Source organism: Liquorilactobacillus sicerae, assembly GCF_029916425.1.
GTDB classification, from domain to species: Bacteria; Bacillota; Bacilli; order Lactobacillales; family Lactobacillaceae; genus Liquorilactobacillus; species Liquorilactobacillus sicerae.
Window position 1 is genome coordinate 127,939 of sequence record NZ_JAHAVQ010000002.1, and the last position, 14,521, is coordinate 142,459.

Genomic DNA, 14,521 nt, shown 5'->3' on the forward strand with positions numbered 1-14,521 from the left:
AAAATGATTACAAATGAACTTAAATAAAGGTTGGGATATTTGTGACAGAAGAAGCCGAAAACGAAATAACTGAGATCACTCATAAAAATCAGCGAATGCGCCTTTTGGAAATCGTGCGAATAATGCGTAAACACGACTTTATTCGCAACTTCGTAAAGCAACAGCATCCAGCGGAGATCCGGCAAGCACTTGAAGAGTTAGGCCCAACCTTCATTAAGGCCGGACAACTGTTATCAACCCGGCCTGATTTGATTTCACCAACCTTTATCAAAGAATTCCGCAAACTGCAAGACGATGTAACGGCAGATTCTTTTGCCACCGTTGAAAAAATTTTTTCCGAACAAACTGGCAAACAGGTTGATCAAGTCTTCAGTGATTTTGAAAAAGAACCATTTGCTTCAGCATCGATTGGTCAGACACACCGGGCAACCTTGAAGAACGGAACTCGCGTAGTTGTCAAAATTCAGCATCCCGACGTTGAAAAATTAGTTGCCACTGATTTGGCTCTTTTTAGCCAGGCGTTAAAGATTGTCAAATTCGTGCCTGATATCAGTGTTGTTGATCCAGTGGAAGTTTTTGAAGAAGTCCGTCATTCCTTATTGAGCGAAATCAATACTGAAAATGAAGTTCACAATGGAACTCGTTTTTACCAACTTAATAATCACCACGGAATTTTTTTAGTACCGCGCGTGTATGAAGAATATTCGACACAAAAAATTTTAGTTAATGATGAGATGCCTGGCATTAGTATTGAAGAGATCGCTGACCAAAAGCTCAGCCAGAATCCAGTAGAAGCTAAAAAGCAGCAGCAGACCCGAACCTTTTTAGCCCGAGCGTTAGTCGAAAATTTCATTAAACAAGTTTTCGTTGATAACTTTTTTCATGCTGATCCGCATCCAGGTAATATTTTATTTTGGAAAATTCCCAAATTTGAACCGCACATTCAGCCCGATCTTGAACGACAACTGCGTGCCCGCTTCAAGCCTAAAACTAATCTGCCTGATTATCGGTTAATTTATTTGGACTTTGGCATGATGGGCAAACTAACTCCCAATTTAGCTGATGGAATCGCCAATGTCGTCATAGCTTTAAACACCAAAGAACCGCGATCGATTGGTCAAGCATTGTTAGCTATTTGCAATCGGACCGGCGAAGTCGATCAGGAGGATTTTTACGATCAACTGGCAGTTTTCTTAGCCCCTTACCTTCATAGTGGCCTTGGAGAAATTGATTTTCCAACTTTCATTTATGAAATCATCAGTCTTTGTCGACAAAACAATCTCCAAGCTAAGCCGGAAGTAACTTTATTAGTAAAAGCTTTCGGCTTGCTGGAAGGCCTGGTTGCCCAGCTGGACCCAAAATTGTCAATGATGGACATTGCGCGACCATTTGGACGTAAATATTTACGGCAAAAATTCAATTTTAGAAATGATGTTGAAGATACCATTTTAAATTTGTTTAATGCTACGAAGTCCTTGCCGCAACTACCAATCAAAGCTGAAAAAGTTTTAGATCTTTTGCTCCAAGGCCAAGGCCGGATGAATATTCGTTATAAGGGCCAGGACAGCCTACTAAATCGTTTTGAACAGATCGTCAATCGCTTAATGGTCACAATCGTCTTAGCAGCAATTATTCTCAGTTCTTCCTTATTGGTTCAAGGTAGTGCTGGTCATCCAGCTATCTATAACATCGGTGTCACTGGCTATCTAATTTCTTTTTTAATTATTGTTTTACTGATTCTAGATGAGATGCGCCGCTACTTTAAACATAAGAAATAACCTAAAGGCCTCCAAATTGACTTTTGGTATCAATTTGGGGGCCTATTTGATTGGATTAACTTAGTTCAATATTGTTCCGACTTTTGCCTGTTGTGCTGCTTTAACAATTCGATCAGCCGCGACAACATCGACAGCAGCTGTGCCAACCGTTTTGAAAACGGTAATCTGATTTTGACTAGTGCGTCCTAAAATTTTCTTGTTTATCAGCTGTCCCAGTTCACCAGTAAAGTTATTTTTAGAAAGCTGCCTCTTTTCCACTGGCTGAATAATATCGCCCGCTTCTGCTAAGACACCATCCATTGTATCAAAAATGATGCAATCAGCTTTTTGCAGCACCTCTGTCGGCATTTCACACATATCTGGGGTATATGCTCCAATGCCGTTAATATGCGTCCCTGACTTGACTAATTGTCCATCAAAGGTTGCCCGATGAGAAGTCGTAACTGTAGTAATAATATCAACTTGGGCTACTACTTGATCTGGATCGGCAATTGGCAAAAACTCAGCCGCAAATTGACGGGAAAATTTTTTGGCTGCTTGTTGGGCAAAGTCGGTTGCTCGTTTTTGGTCAAGATCATAAATGTAAATTTTTTTCAATGGGCGGACGGTCAACATTGCTAATAATTGTGACATTGCCTGGCCGCCTGTTCCAATTAACAAAGCTTGACTGGAATTTGAACGCGATAATAATTCAGTCGCCAAGCCCTGAATTGCCCCTGTTCTTAGCTGAGTTAAATAAGTCCCATCTAAAACAGCATTTACCACGCCAGTCGTTGCATCCAGGGTAATCATTGTTGCAGGTACACTTGGCAAATCCTTTTGCGGATTGTCCGGATAAACTGACACGATTTTGATTCCTAATGCTGGTTGAGAACTGCTGACATATCCTGGCATGTAAAGGCTTTGACCATTATGCTCTGGCACATCAATATTGGTACGCAACGGAATATCTGCCCGACCAGCCGAATACAAACTGAGTGCTTCCCGATCAGCTTCAATTGCTTGGCGCATTGAGAACACTTTTTTAATATCTGCTGCTGTTAAATAGCGCATTTGATTTTCCTCCTTATTTGTTAACTGCTGAATTTCTTGTCTGACGATTATCCTGGTAGAGTGAAATTGCTGAGTACAATAAAACTACTACTACGATCCATTGAATAACTCCAGTATTCAGACTTTTTACTACAAAAACTGCTAATAAAACACCAATAATTCCAAAAACTGAAAAAAGCGTAATTTTCCTAGAATAATCATCTAGTTTTATAAATTGCATACTGCCGACGGAAACTGAAAAAGTACATCCACCCATCATAATTGGAAATGCCGCCACTGGATTCATACCCATGGCATAAACAGTTGCCATCGTTAAAGCATATGATCCGATACCGATATTATTAAGTGCACCAAAGACAAACATCAACAAACCTGTCAAAGCCAGTTTCCAACCGTAAAGCTCAGTTGCCGTTCCATTAGAAGGAATCAGCCCAAATTTTCCAGCTAAAATCAAAGCTGTCGCTATTAATAAACCAACAATTACAAAATTGCGAATAACCTTTTCTGATAATTTGACTACAAAATGCGGCCCGATATATGCTCCTATTACCTGACAAATTATACAAACAAGCAAAGTTTTGATACCAACTGAGATATTAGTGATGTATGCTAATGACATTACAAATACCGGGATTACACACTGAGTATTCAAAGTACCCGGTAATTTTTTTAGTGAAACCCATTTCATTTTTGGATACAAAGCTGTTGAAATAGCGAAATCTGAAATACCAAAGGTCGATAAAAAATAGATTGCAATTTGGGCAAGTGGTGTCCAAAAATTATTTGCCGATTCTTTCATAATTTCATCGCGATGTTTGAATAAATCTCGCAGCAATACTAAGATAAATATTAAATTGATCAAGATAATTGCACTGATTAAAATTATTCGCATTTTTAAACTCTCCTGTCATTTCTTAAAATAAATATCACGGACACCTTCAAGATCCTTCCCAAACTCTTGCGTTGCAGATTCATGCAACTGCTGTAAAGTTCTTAAACAATAGGCATCATGCAAAACATATTCTTGTGCTAAAAAAACCATCGAAGGATTTTTAGTAGTTATTACACCAGTGTTAGCTGAATCTGCAAGCAACCGACCAAAAGTTGCTATTTGATTATCACTGACTATATTTAACCAGCGTCCGCCATAATCTTGAAGTTTATCGGCTTCAAAATAGTGTTTGTAAAACCGCCGAAAAGGCAAATCATACCGATGATGCTGGCTAAATAAGATTACCACGAATTCATGCAGTCGACGATCAGCTGCTCCTAACGCCGTAATTAACTCGGAAGAAAGGTCTTCAGAATAAACCTGAACGTATAAACTTTTTTTTGCCTGCTCAATTTGACAAACTGCTTTACTAAAAACTTGCTGATAATTTGGCAAGGACCAGACTGTCCCGTCTGCATTAGCAACCTCTAAACTGCTTAATGTCTGTCTAAACTTACTAATATTTGTCTGACTTTCCCTTTCCAGTCGTTTGCTTACTTCCACTACTGGAACCGTGGTATAAATTACCGATTCATCTTTTGACGTTAAAACAAAATCTTTCTCAACTAACGCTGACAAAATACTATAAATTTTGGACCGCGAAATACCTGACTTCTTACTAATCTGATAGCCAGTAGCAGGCGGTATTTGCAACATTGTAATGTAGACTCGAGCTTCATTTTCCGTTAAACCAAAATTCATTAACACTTTTATTTTTTCATCCATGTTAATCACCCTAAAACAGTTAGTAGCTACTACCAGTTACTACTATAAAGGATTCGTGACAAAATTTCTATAGTTTGTGATAAACTTATCATTTTTATTTTGCTTAAATTAAGAGCATTACAAATAATCATTATAGTCCTTGAATGTTTTATCACAAAAGTCTAAAAAAAAGTTAGAACAAGAAAACTTGTTCTAACTTTTTTGAGATTAAATTTGAATTATTTTAAAATATTATCATTCTCGGGGATGATTTAAATGAGCCAACTGTCCTTGGAACTCACCGCTATATTTAGCAACATCTGAAGAATCCGGTCCATCAGCAACTGTAAAGTCAGCATATTCACCGTGCTCAGCTTGATCCAAGCCAGCAATCTCAGAATCTTTGTCGACCCTCATCTTAATAAATGGCTTCAGAACCAAAATAATGACACTAGCAACGATGGCGACGTAAACGATGGTGAATAATGTTCCAATTAACTGCAATTCCAATTGTTTGACTCCACCACCATAAAACAAGCCATTTCTAGCAATTCCGCTGTTAGCAACTTTGCTGGCAAAAACACCAGTTAAAATTGATCCAACAATCCCGGAGATCCCATGACAGCCAAAAGCATCCAATGGATCATCATATTTAATGATTGGTTTGATCTTCGTAATAAACCAATAGCTAACAACTGCACAACACAAACCTACCCAGAATGCTCCGCCAGCAGTTACAAAACCACAAGCCGGAGTGATTCCAACTAAACCACAAACGGTTCCGGTACATGCTCCTTGCAAAGTTGGTTTGCCAAGTACGAAAGTATCGATCATCATCCAAGTAATCATGGCAGCACCAGTTGCGATCGTAGTTGTCAAAAATGCTTGCACCGCGATATCATTCATCCCAATCGCTGACCCGGCATTAAAACCATACCAGCCGATCCACAAAATAACAGTCCCTAACAAAACCCATGGTAAATTATAAATTTGAGTTTTCTTGCCAAAACCTAACCGTTTGCCTAAGAAAATTGATAAAACTAATGCTGAAACACCAGCATTAATGTGAACAACTGTCCCGCCAGCAAAATCAAGCACACCCATTTTTGCCAGGAAACCCGAACCGCTCCAAACAATATGTACTAATGGGTAATAAATCAAAATTGACCAAAGAATAATGAAGGCCGTTAAAAACTTAAATCTCATTCGACCAACAACCGCCCCAACAAACAACGCCGGCGTAATAATTGCAAACATCATTTCAAAAATCAGATAAGCACCAGTGCTGATTCCCAGATCTTTATTGACAATTGAGGTCAAATCCAGACCGCTTAAGAAGAAGTGGTGGACAGTACCAATAAATCCACCAACATCCCCATTGAATGATAGCTCATAGCCAACTGCGGCATACAATAAAATACCAAGTCCGCAAATGTAAAAAACTGAAAGCATTGTGTTAACAACGTTCTTTTTTGAAACTAAGCCACCATAGAAAAAGGCTAGCCCAGGCGTCATAAAAAGCACAAGAACACTAGAAATAATTAAAAATGTCGAATTTGCTGCGCTCATAAACATTCCCCCTAAATTGATGTTATAAAATATACCATTAGGTGGGTAAATAGTCAAATTGGTTTGAAGGTTCAGGCTCAGAAATTCAATTGAAAATTAACTTTTTCTTAAATATTGAAGTCAAAACTCACTGTTCAAGTTTAAAAATCATTGTTTAAAGCCTTTTCTTATTTATTTTCTAAGAATTTATGAATTGTAGTTTGTTTTTTAAACTAGTTAGTAAAGGCATTGGTGCCAAGCATCTTTAATTGGTACATTTCTTTACATTGGGGAAGCAAAAGTTATAACATTGCAACTATTTAACTATTTTTTTAATAATTAACTGATTCGCTGGCGGCCAATTTAAATCCTTTAATTCATTTGGTTTAAACCATCGATAGCTGCTCGCTGCCGTTAAAGCATAATGATGCGTCATTAGCTTAGCATAAAAGACATTAAATTCAATTGTGTCATATTCATATGTGTAAGTAAACGGCGGCAGCACTAGCTTTTTGACTTTAATCTGATCATCAAATTCTTCATGCAACTCACGGATCACAGCTTGTTGAGGAGATTCCTCAATTTCAATTTTACCGCCAGGAAATTCCCAGTTATCGCCAAAGATCCGGTTACGATTTCTTTTGGCCGCCAAAATGCAGCCTTTTTCAGTAATAACTGCTAAAGCTACCCGCAACATTTTCAATTCACTCCTCAAATTTTTGTGTCGGCAATCAATTCTTCATGCTGTTTAATTTTTGCTGATCTGGTTGGCTGTTTAGCAATAATCAGTAAAAAGAGCGCTTCAATGACAGTCATGGCAGCCAAGCGCGAATAATAATACGTCGATTGCAGAAATGGTGGTCTAACAGCAGTTTTCAACTGAAAATCAGCTGCTAAACTGATTGGCGAATCATTGCGGTTTGTAATAGCAATAATCGTTAGTCCGCCCTGCTTGGCAACTTTCTCCTGCTTTAAAATCTGCTTGGATTCACCGGAATTAGAAATCACTAGTAAAACATCCTGATTGGTCAAATTAAGCGTTTGGGCTAAGGCCATTTCACTAGTTGATGCTGTAATTGCCATAATCCCTAATTGATTAAAACGGTAAGCCGCATCCGCTGCAACTGGAAAAGTATTGCCCTGACCAGCGACTTGGAGGATTCGGCAAGTCAATAAACGTTCTAAAACATCATTAATTTTTTCGTTGGCAAAATTGGCCAAAGTTTGCTGAATCTCAGCGGTTTTACCTTGACTGATCTGAGCTAAAAAATTTTCCACCGAAGTCGCTTCAGTTTTTCTTAACCTAGAATTTCCCCCGACTGTTTTAGCTAATTCGATCTTTAATTCATGAAAACCAGCTAATTTTAAATTGTGACAAAAACGGCTGATCGATGCTTGGCTGACCTTGGCTTGTGCAGCTAAGTTGGCAATCGTCCATTCAGTAACTTGCGTTGGCTGGTGTAAAATAACAGTGGCTATTTTTTGTTCCACCGGCGTCATTGAGCTTAAATGCTCATTAATTTGATCAATAATCTGATTTTTCAAATTGCTTTCACTTCCATTGACAGTTCTTTGATTTCAGTATATCATGTTTATGAAATTTAGTTTCAATACTTTATAATTTAAGAAATTTTGTTTCATCAAGGAGTGATTATCATCAGAAAAACAATTGCTAGGGCGCTAGCTATGATTCAACCTGGGATGAAAATCAGCCTAGGCGGTGGCAGTAATGTTGCTCAACTAACGGCCGCAATTGCTGCAAGCAATTTAACGGTTGATCTTTGTAGCCCAGCCGAAGCAACCCGCCAACTAGCCTATCAATTAGGCCTATCAATCACTGCCCAACCATTTGAAAAAATCGATCTAGCGTTTGATGGTTGTGACAGCCTTGATTCGCAACTGAATGCTTTAAAAAGTAATGGTGGAATTCATACCTTAGAAAAGTCTTTTGCTGCCCGGGCCGATCGTTATCTTATTTTAGCTCCGCTGCAGCGTTTAAAAACTTCCCTTGATCCGCAGATTCCTTTGACCTTGGAAGTTGTAGCACTCAACGCTAAAATCATTCAGTCGACTGCTCAGCAATTGGGGTTAAATGCTAAAATTCGTCTTGCTCAAGTTGTAGCTGGTTACGCCCGGACACCGTTAGGAAATTTGCTGATCGACTGTTACTCGGCCAATGATTGGCGACAAATCTCGCAAATTGAGCACCAATTATCCAGGTTAAATGGCGTCGTTGGTACTTCTTATTTTGAAAAGATCGTCACCGATGCGATTCTATTTGATAACAACGAAAAAATCCGTATCTTAGGAAGGAACAATAATAATGAAAAAATATAATTGGTCAATTATCGGCAGTGGTTGGATTGCCGGCGAAATGGCAGATGCCTTGCAAGCCGTCAATGGCGAAATCTACGCTGTCAGTGCTCGTAACCAAACTAAGCTTAAACAGTTTGCTCAAGCTAAAGGAATTAAAAAAGTTTTTGCCGATCCACTCGACATGATCAACGATCCGCAAACTGACGTGGTTTATATTGCTACACCACACATTACGCATTATCAATTTATCAAAGCGGCTTTAGCAGCAGGCAAGCATGTCTTTTGCGAAAAAGCCATTACGATCAATGACCAGCAATTCAACGAGGTCGAAGAATTGGCACGCCAAAAACATTTGCTATTAACTGAAGGATTTACTTTGTTTCACATGCCTTTGTATCAGCAAGTTCAAACTTTGATCAAGGCTGGTAATTTAGGCAAAATTAAAATGATCCAGGTAAACTTTGGCAGTTTAAAAGCTTACGACCCTCACAATCGTTTTTTTGATCCACAACTAGCCGGCGGAGCATTACTTGACATTGGCGGTTATGCAGCTGCTTTTGCCCGGCTGTTTTTAAGCCAACAACCAAACAATCTTTTGACAACGGTTGATTTTGCCGATAGTGGAGTTGATGAGCAATCGGGCATCATCTTGAAAAACTCTGCTGGGCAATTAGCTGTGATCAGTCTTTCTTTTCGGGCTAAACAGCCAAAAAGAGGAGTCGTTTCCGGTACGAAAGGTTTCTTAGAAATCAATAACTTTCCTCGTGCAACTACTGCTCAGGTAACCTACACAGCCGATGCTCACCAACAGCAACAGCAAGCCATTACTGTCGGGGATGAACAGCGCGCTCTAGAATATGAGGTTGAGGATTTCCAGCGTTACCTAACTCAGGGTCATGATGATGGTCAACTAGCTTTATCACATGATATTGCCCAAATTCTCTCTAGTGTCAGAACTGCCTGGGGATTGAAATTTCCAGGAGAATAAATAGCTTTAAACTAGTCGAATACCCTACAACTGTTAGATAAAAAGTCTAGCAATTGTAGGGTATTTAAAGTTTTAGTAACTTCAAAGCGCTTTTTTAAAACATTAAAACCGCGTTTATATCAGAATGAATAGTATAAAATTACAGTGTAGAAATCAAAAAACCATAAGTTATATAGAAAAAGATCTTAAAAACAAAATTTCTAATAAATACTCTTAAAACTTACTTATGTTCTTTGACAATATATATAGGCCTTTTTTTTGTTTCTAAGTAAATATTTCCAATATACTTTCCGACAATTCCTAGGCAGAATAACTGCAGGCCACCAACTCCCAAAATAATTGTTACCAATGATGCCCAACCGTTGACACTTCCACCATAAACTAGTTTCCTAAAAATAATGAAAAGCATAAATAAAATTGCTACGAAAAAGCTGAAAATCCCGATAAAAGATGCAATCAGCAAGGGCACATCCGAAAAATTGACCAGTCCTTCGATCGAGTACCTAAATAATTTCCAAAACGACCATGAAGTCTCGCCGGCAACCCGATCCCGATTTTGATATTCTAGATACTTTGTTTTGAATCCAACCCAAGTAAAGATACCCTTAGAAAAACGATTGTATTCTCTCATTTCTAATATAGAATCCACGACTTGACGTTTCATCAAGCGAAAATCTCTAACACCTTGAACCATTTGAGCATCAGAGACTTTATTCATCAGTTTGTAAAATAAAATAGAAAAAAAAGATCTAAGAAATGGCTCACCCTTTCGATTGACTCTCCTTGTCCCAACTACGTCATAGCCTTCATTCAATATACTGGTCAACATTTCTGGCAACTGCTCTGGAGGATCCTGTAAGTCTGCATCCATTACCGCGATTAAATCACCGTTTGCATGCTGCAGACCAGCATATAAAGCCGCTTCTTTGCCAAAATTTCGTGAAAATGAAATATAATGCACATTTTCAGAATCTTGCTCATGCAGCTGCTGCAATTCTGCTAATGTTTTATCATGCGATCCATCATCAACAAAGATATATTCAATTTGATAGCCGCGCAATAAAGGTTGAATCTCGCTTACTGTTTTATAAAAAATTGGAATCGTTTGCTCTTCATCGTAACAAGGCACAATAATTGAGATTAGATTCAATACAATTTCCTCCTCTATATGTTTTTATTATTCAATTATTCAGAATCAAAATTGCTTTTCTTAAATATTACATTAAAGCTATTTGTTAGTATCATTAAATACAACTCTAAGATTCCCCAATACAAAAATCCATAAACTAATGATATATTAAATATTAAACTCTTTCATGCTAATCTTCACTATTCTTTTTAAATCTAGCTAACCACGCCACTAAAAGTAACATAAAAATAGATATCCAATTAATCATCATAACTAACCTAGTTAAAATTGTTGGCTTATAAACGATTTTAACTGTATTTTCCCCCCTATGAATTATCAATCCAATTGATCCTCGTTTTGTTTCAAACGAAGAAACCTTTTTCCCATTTACTGTTATCGTATAGTTTAAATTATAATTTAAGAAAGGCAAATCAATTTTTTTTGCAACTTTTTTAATGTTTATTTTATATATAACTCCATCATGCACACTTAAGGGATTTATCTTTATCACTCTATTATTTAAAATTGCTTCATGATTTCTCAAGTCATTAGCATACTTCACAGCCTTTCTTGGCCAATAGTCAATACTTCCAACACCTGTGTTAAACCCCTTAACTAGAAACAAATAGCCCCGTTTTGAATTTACTTGATAATTTGAAAATGGCAATTGTTTCGATAAACTGGGAGCGTAATTTATAACATCTTGATTTAAACTTGTGTTCAAAAAAGTATATGTTCCACTAATTGATAAAAGACTTACACTGATCAATAATACGTAATATCTTATGCTGCTTTCCTCTAAGTTTTTTATAATTCTAAAAAATGTCTCAGTTACAAAAATTGAAAGGAAAAAGTTCGAGATACAAAGTAATCTTCCAGGCCACTGTAACATAACTACAGGAGTTTTAGTAAGGAAGTTCCATGCAAAATCAAAAATAGTTGTTGTTGCTACGAAAAAAGTTGTCCCAATTATGCCAATTATGCGCATTTCAACATTTTGTTTTTTCCATAATATAAAACCAATTATTGTAATGATAAAAATCATCGGTCCAATTGAACCATTATTATTTAGTGCATTTAAAAATGCATCTCCTAAATTTGTACCTGCAGAAGAAAAACCACCTAATTTAGTTGTTAATATATCTGTTTTTGAATACACAGTTATCAAATTTACCCAAAAAAAGGATGTAGTAAACAGTGTAAAAATTACCGCCAAAATAACATAACGAAGGTTCTCAAAAAAACGTTTAGCTGTGAAAGCAGCAATAATTAAAAGCAAAAATACTACAACAGAATACATCATTACACTCAAAATATGACAGTATATTACTGCAGTCATACCTAATGCCAACAAATACCATTCTTTTTTTTCACGATAAAAAATACTATAAGTACCATAAACAACCATTGGCAGAAAAACATATCCACTTGCTTGACCCAAATCAAATGTTTTAAACAACCAACTAAAATTATAAGCAGATAATACATATATAAAGCTAAAAATTAACGACTTTTGTCTATTATTCACCCAAAACTTTTTGCCAATCCAGTAAGAAATTAACATTGAAGCAAATACTATACACCAAATTCCCAAATAAATTCCTGTTACCGGATTCTTTAATAATAAAGTTCCAACTGCTAACGGATAAAGTGGTAAAAAACCATATACCATATTAATTGGCATTCCAAGCTGATTAAAAGAATAAGTAGATAAATATGAAAATATATATCCATGCTTGAGATTTTGTTCCAAATCATATACTCTACTTAAATGGAATGACATATCTACTCCGGAATGAAGCACCCCAGAATGAAAATATGGAAACAAAACCACAATACTTGCAATAAAACACACTAACAAATCCCAAATTTTTGTTTTTAGTTTATACTTTTTTAACATTCAAATTTTTCTCCCTTATATACATTAAAAATGAAAACAATATTGTTATTAAGGATATCCACCTCAAAAATAAATATAGTATTGGAGTCCTGTATCTAATAGTTAATTTAACTCTTTTTTGATAATTCATTCTTATTTCAGCTAAATTTTTTTTGCTAATATAAAGTTTTGTACTTCTATTGTTAATATATGCTTTATAATTTTTCCGATTATATATTATGAATGGTAAAACTATAATGTTTTTTTTATTAGGCAAAAAATGTGTAACTTTGTATGTAACAGACTGATATCCAGATTTTAACTGATCAGAATGTAACAAAAAATTCTTCTTATTTATAGTAATTGTATGTTTAATAATTTCATTTTTATTATTTTTAAAACTTATGGGCAGATAGTCCTCATATTCCGTACTTTGAGATCTAATTTGATTAATTGTTAATGATTTTTTATATGACCTCAAGTCAAGTTTATATTCATATGGATTAATGTACCCTTCTCTTGTACTTGCAACAACATGTTTGTTTTGACTTAACATATAGTTTTCAATTGACCCTAATGATATAAAAACCGTCATCAAGACTAATGCTAAAGCTGTATTTTTGTTAACCACTTTTCCAATCTTACTTGCTGCATAAAATGCTAAAAAAAGAGAAGCAAAGGGTAATAAACGCCATGTAAACTGTATATGTGCTATTGGGGTATTCCTAAAAATGTACCAAGGTACTAGGGTAGTACTAAATGCCAATAGAATTACACCAAAAATATAAGAAAAAGTTTCCCAATAAGAGCTATTCTTTAAGCCCAGAAACCCTGTTAATGCTACAACAATTAAAATTAATCCTATATTGGGCAATCCCTGACCTACTGTATTATTCAAGGAGAGTGAGAGTAAATTTCCAAAGTCTAAAGACTTTGTTACAAAAAATACCGATGTTGGTGCTATGACTTTTGTGTTTCCAGAAAAAGTTAACAGCGGAACTGTAAAAGGTAAAGTAATCAATACAAATAAAAGCCCACTTAAAGCTAATGAAAAAAGAACTTTTAGTTTATTATTTTGTTCTTTTAATGAAGCCACATAAATTGCTATTAGCACAACTACTGTGAAAAGAGTGGTAAGAATATGACAATACAATTCTGCAGATAGACCCATTGATAATACAATAATTCCCTGTATATATTTTTTTTGAAGTATTATATATAAACCTACTAACGTCAACGGAACAAAAACAAATGCCCATGCTTCTCCTATATCTGCACGTCCATAATCATTAAACATCATGTAAGATGAAAAACGTAATACTATTGCAAAAACAGTTGCTCTTAGTCTACTTTTCATTATCTTCATACCAAAATAATATGCCAAAAGTAAGCCTAAAAATTGTTCTAACATTATATAAATATAATATGAACTAATTGGATTTTTAATAAAAAAACGTATTATTACATAAGGCAACAAATTTCCCCAAGGATAATATACACCAATTGCCTGGCCTATTCTTGCAAAACTATAAGTTGAAATCATTGAGAAAAAATTTCCATTTGAAAAATTTAAAAAAGCTTCTTCCATTCTTTCGAGATGATATGAACGATCATCCGCAACATAAATTAGCCCAGAATGCCAGGGCAGAGACACATAAAGCCCTGATAGAGCTAAGAAAAAAAATAACAAACATAATCTACGAATAATTCTCTTTTTTGAATACATTTTTACCTCTTATTTTTTACTCAAATAAATTATTAAATTTTCCTTTTAAAAATTATATTATTATACTATCACATTTCTAGTTTTTTGGATCTTACCTATTTTAAAGACTTTTCTGAAGATTTTTTGGAGAAAAATAATTTATTAATTTATATTTAAACAATAACATAGGCTTAGACTTATTAAGGATGAAACTTTCTAATTGCTACTTTTATCGATAAAATTTGTCTGTAAAACTTATATCAATTTTCTTATTTACAAACTAAACTGTTTAAATTGTCTATATAATATATGACAGATCCTCGACCTTATGCAACTTGATAAAATTATAATAACCTTTTTTCCTGATAATATTCCTTCACAGTTAATAAAATACTCTATCTAAGCCCCTAAAATTATATTGAAAAAAAT

The 14,521-nt window shown here is 35.5% G+C and carries 12 protein-coding genes; 3 read left to right on the forward strand and 9 right to left on the reverse strand.

The annotated features are described in order from the left end of the window. Positions 1–41: 41 nt before the first annotated feature. A complete protein-coding gene (locus KH893_RS01780) occupies positions 42–1,778 on the forward strand; it encodes an ABC1 kinase family protein (RefSeq protein WP_281164455.1) in 1,737 nt (578 codons plus the stop codon). A 60-nt stretch (positions 1,779–1,838) separates the two neighbouring features. On the opposite strand, the gene KH893_RS01785 is transcribed toward KH893_RS01780, so the two are convergent. The 6 genes from KH893_RS01785 to KH893_RS01810 form a co-directional block, all read right to left on the reverse strand. After that, positions 1,839–2,831: an ornithine cyclodeaminase family protein gene (locus KH893_RS01785; protein WP_281164456.1), complete on the reverse strand. Its 993-nt coding sequence runs from the start codon at positions 2,829–2,831 to the stop codon at positions 1,839–1,841. Positions 2,832–2,844: 13 nt separating this feature from the next. Further along, a complete protein-coding gene (locus KH893_RS01790) occupies positions 2,845–3,723 on the reverse strand; it encodes a sulfite exporter TauE/SafE family protein (RefSeq protein WP_281164457.1) in 879 nt (292 codons plus the stop codon). 15 nt (positions 3,724–3,738) lie between these two features. Next, on the reverse strand, positions 3,739–4,548 hold the full coding sequence (locus tag KH893_RS01795) for a TrmB family transcriptional regulator (protein ID WP_281164458.1): 810 nt from the start codon (positions 4,546–4,548) through the stop codon (positions 3,739–3,741). Positions 4,549–4,782: 234 nt separating this feature from the next. Continuing rightward, on the reverse strand, positions 4,783–6,096 hold the full coding sequence (locus KH893_RS01800; RefSeq protein WP_281164459.1) for an ammonium transporter: 1,314 nt from the start codon (positions 6,094–6,096) through the stop codon (positions 4,783–4,785). 295 nt (positions 6,097–6,391) lie between these two features. Further along, positions 6,392–6,772, reverse strand: a complete 381-nt coding sequence (locus KH893_RS01805) for a (deoxy)nucleoside triphosphate pyrophosphohydrolase (protein ID WP_281164460.1) — start codon at positions 6,770–6,772, stop codon at positions 6,392–6,394. Between the two features lie 14 nt (positions 6,773–6,786). Beyond that, positions 6,787–7,620, reverse strand: coding sequence for a MurR/RpiR family transcriptional regulator (locus KH893_RS01810; RefSeq protein ID WP_281164461.1), 834 nt, complete (start codon positions 7,618–7,620; stop codon positions 6,787–6,789). A gap of 141 nt (positions 7,621–7,761) precedes the next feature. On the opposite strand from KH893_RS01810, the gene KH893_RS01815 reads away from it, so the two are divergent. Both KH893_RS01815 and KH893_RS01820 read left to right on the forward strand, forming a co-directional pair. Beyond that, positions 7,762–8,412 (forward strand): ribose-5-phosphate isomerase A, encoded by a 651-nt coding sequence (locus KH893_RS01815; RefSeq protein ID WP_281164462.1) that lies wholly within the window; start codon positions 7,762–7,764, stop codon positions 8,410–8,412. Further along, a complete protein-coding gene (locus tag KH893_RS01820; RefSeq protein WP_281164463.1) occupies positions 8,399–9,379 on the forward strand; it encodes a Gfo/Idh/MocA family protein in 981 nt (326 codons plus the stop codon). Before KH893_RS01815 ends, KH893_RS01820 begins: the two co-directional genes overlap by 14 nt. A 220-nt stretch (positions 9,380–9,599) precedes the next feature. Here KH893_RS01820 and KH893_RS01825 read toward each other — a convergent pair whose 3' ends face one another. The 3 genes from KH893_RS01825 to KH893_RS01835 form a co-directional block, all read right to left on the reverse strand. After that, a complete protein-coding gene (locus KH893_RS01825; RefSeq protein WP_281164464.1) occupies positions 9,600–10,529 on the reverse strand; it encodes a glycosyltransferase family 2 protein in 930 nt (309 codons plus the stop codon). Between the two features lie 169 nt (positions 10,530–10,698). Continuing rightward, the gene (locus KH893_RS01830; RefSeq protein WP_281164465.1) at positions 10,699–12,408 is read right to left on the reverse strand and encodes a 6-pyruvoyl-tetrahydropterin synthase-related protein; all 1,710 of its coding nucleotides are present in this window, start codon (positions 12,406–12,408) and stop codon (positions 10,699–10,701) included. Continuing rightward, positions 12,392–14,113 (reverse strand): 6-pyruvoyl-tetrahydropterin synthase-related protein, encoded by a 1,722-nt coding sequence (locus KH893_RS01835; RefSeq protein ID WP_281164466.1) that lies wholly within the window; start codon positions 14,111–14,113, stop codon positions 12,392–12,394. The genes KH893_RS01830 and KH893_RS01835 overlap by 17 nt, the downstream gene beginning before the upstream one ends. Positions 14,114–14,521 lie beyond the last annotated feature (408 nt).